Genomic DNA, 16,096 nt, shown 5'->3' with positions numbered 1-16,096 from the left:
ATGGGAGATGCGCGCTACGACGGCTCAGGTGCGGGCAAGTCGCTTCAGCAGCAGCGCCGATGCCACGGGGCGCGCTCCGGCGCATGCCACCCCGTCGGCCACCTCGCGGTCGGTGGAGACCACCACCACCGGACGGCCCGGCGGCTCGGCCCGCACCAGCTGCCGGATCAACTCGTCGGCCGTCACACCCGGCTTGCTGAACAGCACCCGCACCCCGCGCGGCGGCGCGAGCAGCACCGGGGCGGCCAGCTCCGCCCCGTCGAAGACACAGGTCATCTCCGCGCCCGTCTGGGCCGCGAGCACCGCGAGACCGCCCAGCAGCCGCAGCCGCTGCTTGTCCAACGGCATCGTGGGATAGCCGGTCTTGGTGACGTTGTAGCCGTCCACCACCAGATGCGCCTGCGGCAGCGCGAGCAGCTGGTCGAGCAGCGCCGGGTCCATCTCCGAAAGCGCCCTGGTCGCTATGTCCTTCGGCGTCATCTTCCCCGGCTCCACGGCGTCCACCGTGTCCGCCGGGCGCATCGACGCGGGCGGCAGGGCCAGTTCGCGCCGCAGCCCCTGGGCCGCGTCCAGCACCGTGTCCAGCAGCAGCCGCAGCCGCATGTCCTCCACGCTGCGACCCTCGCGCACCGCCCGCCGGCTGGCCTCCAGCGCCGACTCCGCCTCCGCGAGCCGGGCCCGCAGCCGCCGTGCCTCGCTGTCCGCGGTGGCCTGACGGGCCACCGCCTCCGACCGTACGGACTCCAGCTCCGCCTCAATCTTGCGCAGCGCGGCCGCGCCCCGCTTCACATCGCTCTGCGCGCTGCGCAGCTTGCGCTGGAGCACGTCGTTGTCCTTACGGGCCGACTCCAGCTCGGTGCGCGTCCGTTCCGTCTCGTGCCGGGTGGCCGCCTTGGCCTCGGCGAGCTCGTCGCGCAGCCGCTGGAGCTCCCGCGCCGCCTCCTCACCGGCCCGCTCGGCCGAGGCCCGCTGGGCCTCCTCACCGGCCGCCTCGACCAGCTTGACCCAGCCCACCGGGCGCAGCACGTACGCCACCGCCGCGACATCCACCGGATCGGCCGCCGCGGGCGGCGAACCGCCCTCGATCGCCTCGGCCAGGTCCCGCTGGGTCTCCCGCAGCCGTCCCGCGATCCGCTGCCGGAAGACGGGATCGCTCTCCACCGCGGCGGCCATCGCGTTGCCCGCGAACTTGGCGCGGCGGGTCGGGGTGAAACGGGCGTACTGCCGCAGCTGGGCGGGCAGCTCGGTGACCGTCAGACCGCCGAAGGCATCCGCGACCAGCGCCACCACGCGCCGTCGCACCCCTTCCGGCAGGGGGCGGTCCAGCGCCTCGGGGACGCCCTCGGCGTCACCGGCCGCCCCGGGGTCACCGGTCCGCTCCACCACCTGTCACCGCTCCGTTCTCAGGCGCTCTGGCCGGTGCTCGGACGATCCACGAGTTCGACCTGGTCGACCGCGTTGCACCAGCGACAACGCACTGACTCAATGGTCTCACTGAGCACCTCGCGTTCCTCGACTCTGGGTTCCCCCGCCAAGTCGAGATGCACATATTCCACGGCTCTGGTCGAGCGGGTCACATCGAACCGGGTGAGATTGCCGCACAGTGTGCAACGCCAGCGGGTCTGGGCGGTCGGCAGGGGCACGGCCATGGTTGCGGGTCCTCGCTTCTCGGCTCGTCGGCGGCGTCCTGTAACCCTACGGCCTGAGCCCTGGCCCGTGCCGGGCCCCATCCGCCCCCACCACCCGGCGGAACGCGGCGAGGCACTCTGTGGAGGTTGTGCCCGGTACGGAATGATCTGCCCATGATCGAGACGTCGTCGGGGCGCCACCGCCCCTGGATGGCGGGGCCCGGCCGCCCCTGGATGACGTACGGCCTGATCGTCAGCTGCTGCCTGATCTTCGTCCTCGGACCGGCCTCGGGGCTCAACCCCGGCTATGGTTCGGGCGGGCGGCTGGTGGAGGCCCAGTCCACGTACTTCGAGCGCTGGGGGGTGGTGCCCAGCGCCCTGTGGAGCGGCGACCCCGATCAGCCGCTCGCCCCGCTGACCGCGCTCTTCGTGCACGGCAACTGGCTGCATCTGCTCGGCAACATGCTGTTCCTCTATGTCTTCGGGGCGATGACCGAGGAGCGGATGGGCCGTTTCCAGTTCGCCGTCTTCTACCTCGCTACCGGCTATCTGGCGCTGCTCGGCTACGCCGCCGCGCACGCCGACTCGGCCCAGTCCCTGGTGGGCGCCTCCGGGGCCATCTCCGGGGTGCTCGGCGCCTTTCTGTGGCTGTTTCCCCGGGCCCGGGTGACCAGCCTCTTCCCGTTCCTGCTCTTCCTCCCGCTGCGGTTTCCGGCCTGGGCGGTGCTGATCTTCTGGGTGGCCCTCCAGTGGCTGGCCGCCCGGCAGGCCGACGACCGCCCCGGAGTCGCCTATCTCGCCCATCTCGTGGGCTTCACGCTCGGCTTTCTCTACGCGTGGGCCCGGTTCGGGCGGACGGCTAAGCGGTCTTGGGCAAGTCCGGGTGGATGAAGGAGCGGGTACCGCCCAGGCCCGCCAGGGCCGAGGGGGAGGGGTGAGGGGCAAGCATGGGCGTGCCCCGTGAGGAGAGCGCGGGGGGCACCGCCCAGCGATAGCTGGGGGAGGTGCTGCGCGCGACGAGCGGGGTGCGGCCAGGCGCCGCCCATCGCCCCGCGACGCCGCCCGGACTTGCCCAAGACCGCTTAGAGTGGGCGGCGCAGCCAGGCCCAGTGAGGGAGAAAGCCAGCCGTGATCACTTCGATCGTGCTCATCAAGACCAACGTGGACCAGATCCCGGAGACCGCCGAGAAGATCGCCGCGCTGGAGGGTGTGAGCGAGGTCTACTCGGTCACCGGCGCGCACGATCTGATCGCGATGGTGCGGGTGGCCCGGCACGACGACCTCGCGGACATCATCACGGGCCAGATCAGCAAGCTGCCCGGGGTGGCCTCGACCGAGACCCACATCGCCTTCCGGACGTACTCGCAGCACGACCTGGAGGCGGCGTTCGCGATCGGGCTGGACGGCTAGGGACGGCCGGGGGTGTCCGGCGGCTCGTGACGCCCGCGGCGGGCTGCTCCCCTTGCCACAACTGGGGCTCCGCCCCAGACCCCGACCGGACGCCCCGGACGCACGCGGGCGACCACCCGGCCACCCGCCCGGCCACCCGCCCGGCCACCCGCCCACCAGCATGCCGACCGGTGCAGGGGTTCGCTGGAGCGATCGTCGGCCCGCCGCTCCCGGGGTCCAGGGGGCTGGTTGTGGGAAGGGGCGGGGAGGGGAAAGACCCCCCACAGGCCCCGGCGCCCCCGAACTCCTGGGCCGACGGCCTCAGTCGCGGGCCGGAACGCAGCGGCCGTCCTCGGTGCGGTAGGTCCACCGGGCGCCGTCGCGGACCAGCTCCTTCACGGCGCCCACGAATCGCTCCACATGCTCATCCGGGGTGCCCGCCCCGAAGCTGACCCGGATCGCGTTCAGCGACCGCTCCCCCGGCGCGGCCTCGGGCGCGCCGCACTCGCCCGGCTCGTCGGGCTCGCTGTCCAGCAGGGTGCGGACCAGCGGGTGGGCGCAGAACAGCCCGTCGCGTACGCCGATGCCGTACTCCGCGGAGAGCGCCGCCGCGAAGTGGGAGCTGTTCCAGCCCTCCACCACGAACGACAGCACCCCGACCCGGGGCGCGTCGTCGCCGAACAGCGAGAGCACCCGCACCTCGGGCACCTCGGCCAGCCCGGCCCGCACCTTCTCGATCAGCTGCCGCTCACGGGCGACCAGGCCCTCGAAACCGGCCTCGGTCAGCGCCTTGCAGGCCGACGCGATCGCGTAGACGCCGATGACGTTCGGCGAACCCGCCTCGTGCCGGGCGGCGGTGGTGTGCCACTCGACGTCGACGCCGCCGTCCTCCCTGCGTGTCACCTTACGGCTGGCGCCGCCGCCCGCCAGATACGGCCGGGCCTCCCGCAGCCAGTCCGCCCGCCCGGCCAGCACCCCGGCCCCGAAGGGCGCGTACAGCTTGTGCCCGGAGAAGGCCACCCAGTCGACGTCCGCCGCCGCGATGTCCACGGGGTGATGCGGGGCCAGCTGTGCGGCGTCCAGGACGATACGGGCGCCGTGGGCGTGCGCGGCCGCGGCCAGTTCCCGCACCGGCCACAGCTCGCCGGTCACGTTGGACGCGCCGGTCACGCACACCAGCGCCGGGCCCTCGGCGCGCCCCGCGAGCGCCTTCTCCAGCGTCTCCACCGCCTGCCTCGGGGAGCGCGGGGCGCTGAGGTAGCGGACGGTGACGTCCTCCCGCTGCTCCCACGGCAGCAGCGAGGCGTGGTGCTCGGTCTCGAAGACGAAGACCTCGGTGCCCAGGGGCGCCACGGCGGCCAGGAGGTTGAGCGAATCGGTGGTGGAGCGGGTGAAGACCACCTGGTCGTCCTCGCGGCAGCCCAGGAAGGCCGCGACGTCCTTACGGCTGTTCTCGAAGAGGTCGGTGGACAGCTGCGAGAGGTAGCCCGCCCCGCGGTGCACGCTGCCGTAGTAGGGCGCGTACGCGGCGATGTCGTCCCAGACCCGCCGCAGCGCGGGGGCGCTGGCGGCGTAGTCGAGCGCCGCGTAGGTCACCTCTCCGCCGGTGACCAGGGGGACCAGGACATCGCCGCCCAGCACGGGCAGCGGCTCACAGGCGGCGACGGAGGAATCGGCGGAGGCGGAAGCGGTGGCGAGGGCAGAAGGGCGCACGGACATGGCGAAGTCTCCCGTAAGGGTCGGAGGAATGCGTGCCGCGCACGGAGACGGCGGCGCCGAGCCGGCCGTAAGGGCGCGGAAAGTCGCTCGACGCACGGCCACACCGCGCGGAGCACATTGAGGAGAGACGGGGCCGCTCGGCCCAGGGCCTGTCTGGGGTTGTGATCTGGATCAGGGAGCGGGGCGTGGTGCGTGCGATCGCAAGGCGCCGGAAGGCCCTCGTAGCGGAGCTACCAGGGCGTTTCGGCAACGCCGCGAGAGGGGGCACCTCCCAGCGGTAGCTGGGGGAGCGTGCCACGCCCCGCGAGCCCAGATCACAACCCCAGACAGGCCCTAGCGCATTCGCTGCATCACGGAAGAACTCCCTCGACCACCAGGACCCCTAGTGCGAGGGGTCCGCGCTTGCCGCCGGCCTCGCTGCCTGGCGGCCTGGTCATCACCCGGGGCACCCCGCCACGGACGGAGGGTTGCCGGACAGCGGGCCGGGGCCGTAGTCGCTGTCGCTCGTGACCTGGCCAGGAGTATGCCATGTCAGGCGTCGGCGCCCATACCCTGTCCGCATCCCGGACAGACCATGGGCGCCATAAGGAGTTCGCCGGCACTTCCGGCGGAGCGCTCAGGCGTGAGTGGCCCGCACCCACCGCTCCAGGACGTCCCGCGCCGCGCCCGAGTCGATCGACTCGGCGGCCCGCGCCACACCCGCCCCGATCCGGTCCGTCAGGGGCTTGTCCCCCGGCTCCCGCTCGAGCGCCACCAGCGCCGCCGCCGAGTTCAGCAGCACCGCGTCCCGGACCGGGCCCCGCTCGCCCGCCAGCAGCCGGCGGGCCACATCCGCGTTGTACGAGGCATCCGCGCCCCGCAGGGCCTCCACAGGGGCCCGCTCGACGCCCACGTCCCGGGGGTCGAAGGTCTCCTGGCGCACGGCGCCGTCCCGGACCTCCCACACCTGGGAGGTCGTGGTCACGGTGAGCTCGTCCAGCCCGTCGTCGCCCCGGACGACCAGCGCGGAGGAGCCACGCTCGGCCAGTACCCCGGCGATGATGGGCGCCATACGGGCGTCGGCCACCCCGGTCGCCTGGCAGGTGACCTTCGCCGGGTTGGTCAGCGGGCCGAGCAGGTTGAACGGGGTGGCGACGCCCAGCTCGCGGCGGGCCGAGGCGACATGCCGCAGCGACGGGTGGAACTTCACCGCGAAACAGAAGGTGATCCCCGCCTCCTCGGCGACCTCGACCACCCGCTCGGGGGTGATGTCCAGATTGACGCCGAGCTTCTCCAGCACGTCGGATGCGCCGCTGGCGGAGGACGCGGCGCGGTTGCCGTGCTTGACCACCCGTGCGCCGGTACCGGCGACGACCAGCGCCGACATGGTGGAGATGTTCACCGTCCTGGCGCGGTCGCCGCCGGTGCCCACGATGTCCACGGTCGCCCCGGGCACCTCGATCACCCGGGCGTGCTCGTACATGGCCCGCACCAGACCGGCCACCTCGGAGACCGTCTCGCCCTTGGCGCGCAGCGCGATCGCGAAACCGGCGATCTGGGCGTCGGTGGCCTCGCCCCGCATGATCCGGTCCATGGCCCAGGCGGTGTCGTCGGCATCGAGGTCCCGGCCGGCGATCAGCGAGCTCAGTACGTCCGGCCAGGTGCGGGCCGTCGCGGTGCTGTCGCCTCCGGTGGGGGTCACAACGTCCATGGTCCGCTCCTGGATCCGTGGGGGTGGACAGGGAAGGGGTCCGCGCACTTCAGCGGCCCGTCGCAAGCCTATCGGGCACACGGCCGGGGCCCCGGCCGGACCGTGTGGTCCGGGCCGGGGCCCTGGTCTGTGGCGTCGCTGTATGTCGCTTTATGCGGAAACCGGTCGCTGAAGGGGTACCGGGAGATCAGTGGTGGCCGTGGCCACTGGTGATCTCGTGGTGCTCCTCCCGGGTCGGCTTCGGAATGACGTTGTCCCCGCCGTAGTAGCCCTTGGAGAGCTTCGAACGGAGCCTCTGCGAAGGCTTTATCTTCCGCTTGACCCCGTTCTCGTCGACCTCCGGGCCGATCTCGTAGGGCTCGGGCTGGTCGTGCTGGGTGAGCGTGTGCAGCTGCTCCTGCGAGAGCGGCTCGTGGACCTCGATGAACTCACCGTGCGGCAGCCGCTTGATGATGCCGGTCTCCCGGCCGTGCAGCACCTTGTCCTTGTCCCGCCGCTGGAGGCCGAGGCAGATCCGCTTGGTGGCGATGAACGCCAGGACCGGGCCGACGAAGAAGCCGATCCGCACGAACCACGTGATCGAGTTGATCGACAGGTGGAAGTGGGTGGCCCACAGGTCGTTACCGCCACCGACCAGCATCACGAAGTACGCGGTCAGCCAGGCGACACCGAAGGCCGTACGGGTCGGGGCGTTGCGCGGGCGGTCCAGGATGTGGTGCTCACGCTTGTCGCCGGTGATCCAGGACTCGATGAACGGGTAGAGCCCGATCGCGAACAGGACCAGCGGGAAGAGCACGATCGGGATGAACACGCCCAGGACGAGCGTGTGGCCCCAGGCGGTGATCTCCCAGCCGGGCATCACACGGACCAGACCCTCGGCGAAGCCCATGTACCAGTCGGGCTGGGCGCCGGTGGACACCTGGTCGGGCCGGTAGGGGCCGATGGTCCAGATCGGGTTGATGGTCGCGATCGCGGAGAGGACCGCGATCACACCGAAGACCAGGAAGAAGAAGCCGCCCGCCTTGGCCATGTAGACCGGCAGCAGAGGCATGCCGACGACGTTCTTCTCGGTCTTTCCGGCCCCGGGGTACTGCGTGTGCTTGTGGTAGAAGACCAGGATCAGGTGCGCCACCAGCAGGCCGAGCATGATGCCCGGCAGCAGCAGGACGTGGACCGGGTAGAGCCTCGCGATGAGGTCCGTACCGGGGAACTCGCCGCCGAAGACGAACATCGAGATGTAGGTGCCGACCACCGGGATCGACAGGAACACACCCTCGATGAACCGCAGACCGGTGCCGGAGAGCAGGTCGTCGGGGAGCGAGTAGCCGGTGAAGCCGGTCAGCATGCCGAGGAAGAACAGCAGGAAGCCGAACAGCCAGTTGATCTCACGCGGCTTGCGGAACGCACCGGTGAAGAACACGCGCATCATGTGCGTGAACATGCCGGCGAGGAAGACCAGCGCGGCCCAGTGGTGGATCTGCCGGATCAGCAGACCGCCGCGCACCTCGAAGCTGATGTCGAGGGTCGACTTGAACGCGTCGGACATCCGCACGCCCTGCATGGGGACGTACGGGCCCTCGTAGACGACCTCCGACATGCTGGGGTGGAAGAACAGCGTCAGATACACACCCGTGAGGATGATGATGATGAAGCTGTAGAGGCAGACCTCGCCCAGCATGAAGGACCAGTGGTCCGGGAAGATCTTGCGCATATTGGACTTGGCCAGGCTGTAGATCCCCAGCCGGCCATCGGCCCAGTCGGCGACGCGCTCACCCGCGGGCGCTTTGCCCCGGCGCTGCGCGGCGCTGTCGCTTGTAGTACTCATCCGCGCTCCCAGTAAGCAGGACCGACGGGCTCCGAGAAGTCGCCCATGGCTTCGAGGTACCCCTGGTCGTTGGCCCTGATCCGCAGCTGCGGCAGCGCGTGACCGGCCGGACCGAAGATCACTCGGCCACCGTCGGAGAGGTCGAAGGTCGACTGGTGGCAGGGGCACAGGACGTGGTGGGTCTGCTGCTCATAGAGGTTGATCGGGCAGCCGACGTGGGTGCAGATCTTGGAGAACGCGACGATGCCCTCGTGCGACCAGTCCAGTTCGCGCTTGTCCTTGATGTTCTCCGGCTGCAGCCGGACCAGCATCAAGGCGGCCTTGGCGATCTCCGTCTGGAAGTCGTGCTGCTCCTCGCTCATGCCCTCGGGCATGGCGAAGGTGAGCGAACCGACGGCGATGTCCTCGGGGCGCAGCGGCTGCATGGTGTTGTAGTTCATCAGCCGCTTGCCCTTGGCCCACTTGGTGTGCCGGAGCTTGGTGCCGGGCATCGGACCGAGGTCCCGCAGCAGCACGACGCCGGAGAGCGGCACCAGCGCGAGCGCGCCGAAGAGGGTGTTGCGGGCCAGCTTGCGCCGGCCGAAGCCGGACTCCTTGGCGCCGGCGGCGAAGTCCTCGAGGACCTTCGACTTGACCTCGGGGCCGGCCTCGATGGGGTGGCGCTCGTCGGCGATCTCCACATCGGACATCAGGGTGCGGGCCCAGTGGACCGCGCCCGCGCCGATGGTGAACAACGCGATGCCGAGCGTCAGCCCCAGCGCGAAGTTCAGCGCGCTGATGTGCCCGATCGGGAAGACGTAGATGTACTTGTCGACCGGGAGCGCCGCATACGCGGCGATGAAGGCGATCGTGGCCAGCATCGAGACCGTGAAGAGCAGGGCGACGGTGCGCTCGGAGCGCTTCGCGGCCCGCTCGTCGATGTCCTGCTTACGGTGCTCGTGCGGGGGCAGCCCCGGGTCGGCGAACGGGTCCCCGGTCGGCCTTACGGCGCTCTCGGCCCCCCGCCCTTCCGGCAGCTTGTCTTCTGCTTCTGAAATCTCGTGGCTACTCATGACTTCTTGGCCTTTGCGGTCCGGGCGGCGACCCAGATGGTGAGGACGATCATCGCGCCCATGCCGAAGACCCAGCCGAACAGACCCTCGCTCACCGGGCCGAGCCCACCGAGCTCAAGACCACCCGGGGTCTTGCTCTTGTCGCTGTTGACCGTGTCGAGGTAGGCGATGATGTCCTGCTTGTTCTTCTCCGGCATCACGGTGTCGGGGAAGGAGGGCATGTTCTGCGGGCCGGTCTGCATGGCCTCGTAGAGATGCTTGGGGCTGACCCCGTCGAGAGCCGGCGCGAACTTGCCGTTGGTGAGGGCACCACCCTTACCGGCGAAGTTGTGGCACTGCGCGCAGTTCGTACGGAAGAGCTCCCCGCCCTTCGCGACGTCCGCGCCGTCCGGGCTGTACTGGCTCTTGGTGGGCGTCACCGGACCCGCACCGAGCGACGCGATGTAGGCCGCGAGCTGCTCGATTTCGGCGTCCGAGTAGATCTTCTTCTTCTTCGGCACCTGGGCGCCCGGCTGCTGGGCGGGCATGCGGCCGGTGCCGACCTGGAAGTCCACGGCGGCGGAGCCGACGCCGACCAGGCTCGGGCCGTCAGAGGTCCCCTGACCGCCCGTGCCATGGCAGCTGGCGCAGCCGACGGCATAGAGCTTCTTGCCCTCCTCGATGGCGAGGGACTGGGCGGAGCTGTCGTCGGCCTTCGCCTCGCTCGGCGAAAACGCGGCGTACAGCCCCCCAGTGACCGCCAGCGCGAAGAGTAGGACGACGAGCGCAGCCAGCGGATGGCGCCGTCGTGCGGAGAGCTTTTTCACGGATTACCCCGGTGTCAGGATCTTCTGCGTCGATGCTGTTAAGGACGTGATTCCGGTGTGGTGACCGGCTTACTTGATCATGTAGATCGTGGCGAAGAGGCCGATCCAGACGACATCGACGAAGTGCCAGTAATAGGACACGACGATGGCCGCCGTCGCCTGCTGGTGGGTGAACCTCTTGGCCGCGTACGTCCTGCCCAGGACAAGCAGGAAGGCGATCAGACCGCCCGTCACATGCATGCCGTGGAAGCCGGTGGTCAGGTAGAACACCGAGCCGTAGGGGTCGGAGGAGAGCGAAAGCCCGTCCTTCTTGACCAGCTCGGTGTATTCGAAGATCTGACCGCCGATGAAGATCGCGCCCATGATGAAGGTGATCACGAACCAGGAGCGCAGCTTCTTCACGTCGCCGCGCTCGGCGGCGAAGACGCCGAGCTGGCAGGTGAGGGAGGAGAGCACCAGGATCGTGGTGTTCGTCGCCGAGAACGGGAAGTTCAGCGAGGACGCCATTTCCTTCCAGTGCTCGGCTCCGGTCACCGATCGCAGGGTGAAGTACATCGCGAAGAGGGCCGCGAAGAACATCAGCTCGGAACTCAGCCAGATGATGGTTCCGACGCTGGTGAGGTTCGGCCGGTTGACCGACGGGTGCGCGTGCCCGGTATCTACTGCTGTTGCTGTCGCCACGACCGACATTATGTCGGTCGCTTATCCAGCGCTCACTCCCGGGGGTCCCGTTCGGAGTGTCAAGGGCCGCGTCAAGGACATCGACCCTGCTCGTCGGGGCTGCGCCGGACAGTCCCTCGAAGGAGGGAGAGATCCGTACGCCCCCTCCTCCGGACGGCTGTACGGGAGTAGCATCCGCCACAGGAGCCCGGCAGATCACTTACTTCGTCCGGAGGTCAGGATGCGGCCCACCGCAACGGTGCTGGTCTACAGCGATGACGTGAGCACCCGCGAGCAGGTGCGCCTGGCGGCCGGGCGCCGGCCCGCCGCAGATGTGCCCCCGGTGGAGTTCCTGGAGTGCGCGACCCTCCCGGCCGTTCTCTCGGCGCTGGAGGAGGGCGGCATCGACGCCTGTGTGCTGGACGGCGAGTCGGCGCCCGCGGGCGGGATGGGCGTCTGCCGGCAGATCAAGGACGAGATCTTCCAGTGCCCGCCGGTACTGCTGCTCATCGGCCGCCCGCAGGACGCCTGGCTGGCCACCTGGAGCCGTGCGGAGGCCGCGGTCACGCATCCGGTGGACCCGGTGGCCCTGGCGGACGCGCTGGCCGGGCTGCTCCGCAAGCGGCTCGCCGTGGGCGCCTGACCGCACCGTCCGCACCGTCCGCTCAGACCTGGGGCCGGAGCCGGGCGGAGTCGGCGGGGGTGGCGTCGGACTGGCCGGAGGCGACGGCGCTGCCCTTGCGCCAGTCCGCCCACGCCATGTTCCAGTCGCCGTAGCCGTTGTCGAACGTCGCCATGTCCTCTCCATTGCTGTGCACGACCTGGACGATGTCCCCCAGGCGTACGGTGTTGAAGAACCACTGGGCGTTCGCCGTGCTCATGCCCGTGCAGCCGTGGCTGACGTTGGCGTAGCCCTGCGAACCGGTGGACCAGGGCGCGGCATGGACATATTCACCGCTCTTGGTGACCCGGGCGGCCCAGTAGACCATCAGGTCGTAGGAGCCCGCGCCGAGCCCGATGCTGGCGCCCGTCATCCGTACGGCGGATTCCTTGGCCAGGACGACCTTGATGCCGTTCCGGGTGTCGAATCCGGGCATACCGGTGGTGATCGGGATGGTCCGGATCGGCACTCCGTTGCGCTTCACCGTCATCTGGTGGGTGCCGGAGTCGGTGAGGGCCTCGAGGCGGTCGCCGGTGGTCAGCCGCAGCGACTTGGCCTCGCCGCCGTAGAGCCCGCCGCCGATCCGGATGCCCTTGAGGTTGGAATGCACCGAGATGGTGGCGTGGGCGGGCCAGTACTCCTGCGGGCGGTAGTGCAGGTTCCGGCTGTCCACCCAGTGCCAGACGCCCTCCACGGCGGGCCGTGAGTCCACCTTCAGGGCGCGCTCGATCACGGCGCGGGCCGAGGGGTCCTTGACGGGCCGGCTCAGCTTGGCCGTGATGGGCTGCCCCACCCCGTACTCCCCCGCCTTGGGGCCGAAGGTGACCTTCAGCAGCCGGTGGGCGGAGCTGGTGGTGAAGGCGACCGTACGGCGGCCCGGAGCGCCGTTGGAGTCCTCTGTGGACACCTTCAGCGTGTAGTGGGCGCCCGCCGCCAGCGGCACCGTGCTGCGCCAGTGCCTGCCGTCGTCGGTCAGCTCACCCCGGACGTAGCGGCCCGCGGCGTCGGTGGCCGTGACATCCGTGATCCGGCTGTCGTCGTCCTTGGCCGTCACTTCGAGCGGCTTGTCCGGATTGGCCTTACGGCCGTCGCCGTCACCGCTGAACGAGATCTGATCGGCGGCGTCGTACGGCTTGGCGGACAGGGGGTCGGGGGATCCCCCGCATCCGCTCAGACCCGCTATCAGCGGCGCCACCAGCAGGGCGCAGGTCAGCACCGCCCGGCTTCTGAGTGATCGAGGTGTGTGGCTCATGGAGCCAACGTAAGAACGGTGTCCGGGAACGGCGCGCGGAGTGGGGCACCGGAGTGAACCGGCGGCCCCGGCGGGGCCGTCCGGGCCCTGGGGTCCTGCTGGCGGAGATCCGTCAGAGGGACCCCAACGCCGAGCGGGGCCCGGACACCTGGGGAGGTGTCCGGACCCCGCTCGTATCAGCCGGTCAGGACTACTGGTTGGCGTTCTCGCCGCGGTAGTACTCGAAGACCCAGCCGAAGAGGCCGATCATGATGACCGGGGCCGAGAAGAAGAGCAGCCACCAGCCGAAGATCACGCCCAGGAAGGCCATGGCGCCACCGAGGCCGAGGGAGAGCGGCTGCCAGCTGTGCGGGGAGAAGAATCCCAGCTCGCCGGCGTCGTCCGCGACATCCGCGTCCTTGTTGTCCTGCGCACCGACATCCACCCGGCGGGCCGTGAAGGCCAGGTAGTAGCCGATCATGATGCTCAGCCCGAAGGCCAGGAAGAGCGCCGTGGTGCCGGCCGGCTCCTTCGACCACACGCCATAGACGATCGCCATGACGAGGATGAAGACGGCCAGCCAGATGAACATCCGGCCTTGGACCTTCACTTGCCGGCCTCCTTACCACCCGCGAGGGCCTTGTCATCGTCAGGCGCACCGTGGTTCTCGAGCTGGTCGAGCGCCGCGATCTCCGGGTGGTGCAGGTCGAACGCCGGGGATTCGGAGCGGATCCGCGGCAGGGTGAGGAAGTTGTGCCGCGGGGGCGGGCAGGAGGTCGCCCACTCCAGCGAACGGCCGTAGCCCCAGGGGTCGTCGACCTCGACCTTCTTGCCGTACTTGGCGGTCTTCCAGACGTTGTAGAGGAACGGCAGGATCGACAGGCCCAGCAGGAAGGAGCTGATGGTCGAGATGGTGTTCAGCGTGGTGATGCCGTCGGCCGCCAGGTAGTCGGCGTACCGGCGGGGCATGCCCTCGGCGCCCAGCCAGTGCTGCACCAGGAACGTGCCGTGGAAGCCCACGAACAGCGTCCAGAAGGTGATCTTTCCCAGCCGCTCGTCCAGCATCTTGCCGGTCATCTTCGGCCACCAGAAGTGGAATCCGGCGAACATCGCGAAGACCACGGTGCCGAAGACCACGTAGTGGAAGTGGGCCACCACGAAGTACGAGTCGGAGACGTGGAAGTCCATCGGCGGCGACGCCAGGATGACACCGGTCAGACCACCGAAGGTGAAGGTGATCAGGAAGCCGACCGCCCAGAGCATCGGGGTCTCGAAGCTCAGCGACCCCTTCCACATCGTGCCGATCCAGTTGAAGAACTTGATACCGGTCGGCACCGCGATGAGGAACGTCATGAACGAGAAGAACGGCAGTAGCACTCCGCCGGTGACATACATGTGGTGGGCCCACACCGTCACCGAGAGACCGGCGATCGAAATGGTCGCGGCGATCAGGGAGATGTAACCGAACATCGGCTTCCGGGAGAAGACCGGAATGACCTCGGAAATGATGCCGAAGAACGGCAGCGCGATGATGTACACCTCTGGATGGCCGAAGAACCAGAAGAGGTGTTGCCAGAGCAACGCTCCGCCATTGGCCGCGTCGAAGACATGCGCCCCGAATTTACGGTCCGCCTCCAGGGCGAACAGCGCGGCGGCCAGCACCGGGAAGGCGAGCAGGACCAGCACCGCGGTCAGCAGCACGTTCCAGGTGAAGATCGGCATGCGGAACATCGTCATGCCCGGAGCGCGCATGCAGATGATCGTGGTGATGAAGTTGACCGCACCGAGGATCGTGCCGAAGCCGGAGAGGGCCAGACCCATGATCCACATGTCCGCGCCGATACCCGGCGACCGGACCGCGTCCGACAGCGGGGAGTAGGCGAACCAGCCGAAGTCGGCCGCGCCCTGCGGGGTCAGGAACCCGCCCACCGCGATCAGCGAGCCGAAGAGATACAGCCAGTACGCGAACATGTTCAGCCGCGGGAACGCCACATCGGGCGCGCCGATCTGCAGCGGCATGATCCAGTTCGTGAAGCCCGCGAACAGCGGGGTGGCGAACATCAGCAGCATGATCGTGCCATGCATGGTGAACGCCTGGTTGAACTGCTCGTTCGACATGATCTGCGTACCCGGGCGGGCCAGTTCGGCGCGCATGAAGAGCGCCATCAGGCCGCCGATGCAGAAGAACGCGAACGACGTGACGAGGTAGAGCGTGCCGATCGTCTTGTGGTCCGTGGTGGTCAGCCACTTGACGACGACATTGCCCGGCTGCTTCCGACGTACCGGCGTTTGCCGCTCTTGCGAGGCGGTGGTGCCGGCACCCTGGGGTTCGTTGAGGATGCTCACGATGTCCTGGTCTCCGCGTTCTTGGCGGCGTCCGTCTGCTCAATGCCCGCCGGGATGTAGCCGGTCTGGCCCTTCTTCGCCAGCTCCTTGAGGTGCTGCTGGTAACGCTCCGGCGACACGACCTTGACGTTGAAGAGCATCCGGGAGTGGTCGACGCCGCACAGCTCGGCGCACTTGCCCTTGAAGGTGCCCTCGCGGTTCGGAGTGACCTCGAAGCGGTTGGTGTGACCCGGGATGACGTCCATCTTCATCAGGAAGGGGACCACCCAGAACGAGTGGATGACATCGCGGGACGTCAGGATGAACTGGACCGACTCGCCCTTCGGCAGCCACAGGGTCGGGCCCGGGTTGCCGGTCTGCGGGTTCCGCTCACCGGGGGTACCCGCCTCGTAGACGCCCTCGGCGCCCTTGGGGACCGCGTTCAGCATGCGCTTGGGGATCGCGGAGATCTCCTTGGCTTCCTGCTTGGGCGTGGCGGTGGAACCGTCCACGTTCTCCATGTAGTTGAAGCCCCAGCTCCACTGGTAGCCCACCACGTTGACCACGTGGTCGGGCTTCTTGGAGGTCTTGAGGAGCGCGTTCTCATCGCGTGCGGTGAAGTAGAACAACACCGAGACGATGATGATCGGGACCACGGTGTACAGCGCCTCGATGGGCATGTTGTACCGGGTCTGCGCGGGAACCTCGATCTTGGTCCTGCTGCGACGGTGAAAGATGACCGCCCAGATGATCAGGCCCCAGACCAGGACGCCCGTGGCGAGCGCCGCCGCCCACGAGCCCTGCCACAGGGAGAGGATCCGCGGCGCCTCCTCCGTGACGGGGGTAGGCATTCCGAGGCGGGGGAAGTCCTTGGATGTGCAACCGGTGGCGGTCGCCAGGACCAAGCCCGCGGCCAGCGCCTGCAGCAGCTTCCGCCGCACCGGGCGCCGCGACGAGCGGTCGGAGCCGTTGGGACTCACGTAGCGCCTTCCCGAGAGTCTCGCCCGCGCGGTCAGCCGCGGCCGTCTGTCTGGTCGGTCGCCGGCCCGGTGCGGGCAGGGGTTTGGATGTTTATGCGGACCAAACCCTACTGGACGCCATTTGGGGTCG

15 protein-coding genes and 1 riboswitch are annotated in these 16,096 nt (G+C 69.2%); of the genes, 3 read left to right on the top strand and 12 right to left on the bottom strand.

What is annotated here, in order from left to right; genetic code table 11:
- Positions 1–24: 24 nt before the first annotated feature.
- Both NP777_RS11100 and NP777_RS11095 read right to left on the bottom strand, forming a co-directional pair.
- A complete protein-coding gene (locus NP777_RS11100) occupies positions 25–1,386 on the bottom strand; it encodes an NYN domain-containing protein (protein WP_256649952.1) in 1,362 nt (453 codons plus the stop codon).
- A gap of 17 nt (positions 1,387–1,403) precedes the next feature.
- Positions 1,404–1,649: a hypothetical protein gene (locus NP777_RS11095; RefSeq protein WP_137977599.1), complete on the bottom strand. Its 246-nt coding sequence runs from the start codon at positions 1,647–1,649 to the stop codon at positions 1,404–1,406.
- A gap of 153 nt (positions 1,650–1,802) precedes the next feature.
- On the opposite strand from NP777_RS11095, the gene NP777_RS11090 reads away from it, so the two are divergent.
- Together NP777_RS11090 and NP777_RS11085 are read left to right on the top strand one after the other, a co-directional pair.
- The gene (locus tag NP777_RS11090; protein ID WP_256649951.1) at positions 1,803–2,519 is read left to right on the top strand and encodes a rhomboid family intramembrane serine protease; all 717 of its coding nucleotides are present in this window, start codon (positions 1,803–1,805) and stop codon (positions 2,517–2,519) included.
- A gap of 237 nt (positions 2,520–2,756) precedes the next feature.
- Positions 2,757–3,038, top strand: coding sequence for an Lrp/AsnC ligand binding domain-containing protein (locus tag NP777_RS11085; protein ID WP_020872014.1), 282 nt, complete (start codon positions 2,757–2,759; stop codon positions 3,036–3,038).
- A gap of 300 nt (positions 3,039–3,338) precedes the next feature.
- Here NP777_RS11085 and NP777_RS11080 read toward each other — a convergent pair whose 3' ends face one another.
- The 6 genes from NP777_RS11080 to ctaE all read right to left on the bottom strand — a co-directional run bounded on the left by NP777_RS11080 (position 3,339) and on the right by ctaE (position 10,799).
- The gene (locus NP777_RS11080) at positions 3,339–4,736 is read right to left on the bottom strand and encodes an aminotransferase class V-fold PLP-dependent enzyme (RefSeq protein WP_256649950.1); all 1,398 of its coding nucleotides are present in this window, start codon (positions 4,734–4,736) and stop codon (positions 3,339–3,341) included.
- Positions 4,737–5,129: 393 nt separating this feature from the next.
- Positions 5,130–5,248: riboswitch (SAM riboswitch) on the bottom strand.
- Positions 5,249–5,352: 104 nt separating this feature from the next.
- The gene (trpD, locus tag NP777_RS11075) at positions 5,353–6,426 is read right to left on the bottom strand and encodes an anthranilate phosphoribosyltransferase (RefSeq protein WP_256649949.1); all 1,074 of its coding nucleotides are present in this window, start codon (positions 6,424–6,426) and stop codon (positions 5,353–5,355) included.
- 187 nt (positions 6,427–6,613) lie between these two features.
- The gene (qcrB, locus tag NP777_RS11070) at positions 6,614–8,251 is read right to left on the bottom strand and encodes a cytochrome bc1 complex cytochrome b subunit (protein WP_256649948.1); all 1,638 of its coding nucleotides are present in this window, start codon (positions 8,249–8,251) and stop codon (positions 6,614–6,616) included.
- On the bottom strand, positions 8,248–9,303 hold the full coding sequence (qcrA, locus tag NP777_RS11065) for a cytochrome bc1 complex Rieske iron-sulfur subunit (RefSeq protein ID WP_256649947.1): 1,056 nt from the start codon (positions 9,301–9,303) through the stop codon (positions 8,248–8,250). The genes qcrB and qcrA overlap by 4 nt, the downstream gene beginning before the upstream one ends.
- On the bottom strand, positions 9,300–10,109 hold the full coding sequence (qcrC, locus tag NP777_RS11060) for a cytochrome bc1 complex diheme cytochrome c subunit (RefSeq protein WP_191067294.1): 810 nt from the start codon (positions 10,107–10,109) through the stop codon (positions 9,300–9,302). Before qcrC ends, qcrA begins: the two co-directional genes overlap by 4 nt.
- A 69-nt stretch (positions 10,110–10,178) precedes the next feature.
- Positions 10,179–10,799: an aa3-type cytochrome oxidase subunit III gene (ctaE, locus tag NP777_RS11055; protein ID WP_256649946.1), complete on the bottom strand. Its 621-nt coding sequence runs from the start codon at positions 10,797–10,799 to the stop codon at positions 10,179–10,181.
- Positions 10,800–11,010: 211 nt separating this feature from the next.
- On the opposite strand from ctaE, the gene NP777_RS11050 reads away from it, so the two are divergent.
- Positions 11,011–11,412: a hypothetical protein gene (locus NP777_RS11050; RefSeq protein ID WP_037949235.1), complete on the top strand. Its 402-nt coding sequence runs from the start codon at positions 11,011–11,013 to the stop codon at positions 11,410–11,412.
- A 22-nt stretch (positions 11,413–11,434) separates the two neighbouring features.
- On the opposite strand, the gene NP777_RS11045 is transcribed toward NP777_RS11050, so the two are convergent.
- From NP777_RS11045 to ctaC, 4 genes are all read right to left on the bottom strand, one after another.
- Positions 11,435–12,682, bottom strand: a complete 1,248-nt coding sequence (locus NP777_RS11045; RefSeq protein ID WP_256649945.1) for a L,D-transpeptidase — start codon at positions 12,680–12,682, stop codon at positions 11,435–11,437.
- Between the two features lie 190 nt (positions 12,683–12,872).
- Positions 12,873–13,271, bottom strand: a complete 399-nt coding sequence (locus NP777_RS11040; protein ID WP_256649944.1) for a cytochrome c oxidase subunit 4 — start codon at positions 13,269–13,271, stop codon at positions 12,873–12,875.
- On the bottom strand, positions 13,268–15,007 hold the full coding sequence (gene ctaD / locus NP777_RS11035) for an aa3-type cytochrome oxidase subunit I (protein WP_256649943.1): 1,740 nt from the start codon (positions 15,005–15,007) through the stop codon (positions 13,268–13,270). Before ctaD ends, NP777_RS11040 begins: the two co-directional genes overlap by 4 nt.
- Positions 15,004–15,966: an aa3-type cytochrome oxidase subunit II gene (gene ctaC / locus NP777_RS11030; protein WP_037949142.1), complete on the bottom strand. Its 963-nt coding sequence runs from the start codon at positions 15,964–15,966 to the stop codon at positions 15,004–15,006. Before ctaC ends, ctaD begins: the two co-directional genes overlap by 4 nt.
- Between the last annotated feature and the right edge of the window lie 130 nt (positions 15,967–16,096).

The organism is Streptomyces rugosispiralis (assembly GCF_024505145.1).
In the GTDB taxonomy this organism is placed as follows: domain Bacteria; phylum Actinomycetota; class Actinomycetes; order Streptomycetales; family Streptomycetaceae; genus Streptomyces; species Streptomyces rugosispiralis.
This window is presented reverse-complemented; position numbering and strand designations above follow the sequence as displayed.

Excerpts from the sequence above, each read along its gene's own strand:
- NP777_RS11095 (WP_137977599.1), bottom strand. The coding sequence starts at position 1,649 with ATGGCCGTGCCCCTGCCGACCGCCCAGACCCGCTGGCGTTGCACACTG.
- NP777_RS11090 (WP_256649951.1), top strand. The coding sequence starts at position 1,803 with ATGATCGAGACGTCGTCGGGGCGCCACCGCCCCTGGATGGCGGGGCCC.
- NP777_RS11080 (WP_256649950.1), bottom strand. The coding sequence starts at position 4,736 with ATGTCCGTGCGCCCTTCTGCCCTCGCCACCGCTTCCGCCTCCGCCGAT.
- trpD (WP_256649949.1), bottom strand. The coding sequence starts at position 6,426 with ATGGACGTTGTGACCCCCACCGGAGGCGACAGCACCGCGACGGCCCGC.
- qcrB (WP_256649948.1), bottom strand. The coding sequence starts at position 8,251 with ATGAGTACTACAAGCGACAGCGCCGCGCAGCGCCGGGGCAAAGCGCCC.
- qcrA (WP_256649947.1), bottom strand. The coding sequence starts at position 9,303 with ATGAGTAGCCACGAGATTTCAGAAGCAGAAGACAAGCTGCCGGAAGGG.
- ctaE (WP_256649946.1), bottom strand. The coding sequence starts at position 10,799 with ATGTCGGTCGTGGCGACAGCAACAGCAGTAGATACCGGGCACGCGCAC.
- NP777_RS11050 (WP_037949235.1), top strand. The coding sequence starts at position 11,011 with ATGCGGCCCACCGCAACGGTGCTGGTCTACAGCGATGACGTGAGCACC.
- NP777_RS11045 (WP_256649945.1), bottom strand. The coding sequence starts at position 12,682 with ATGAGCCACACACCTCGATCACTCAGAAGCCGGGCGGTGCTGACCTGC.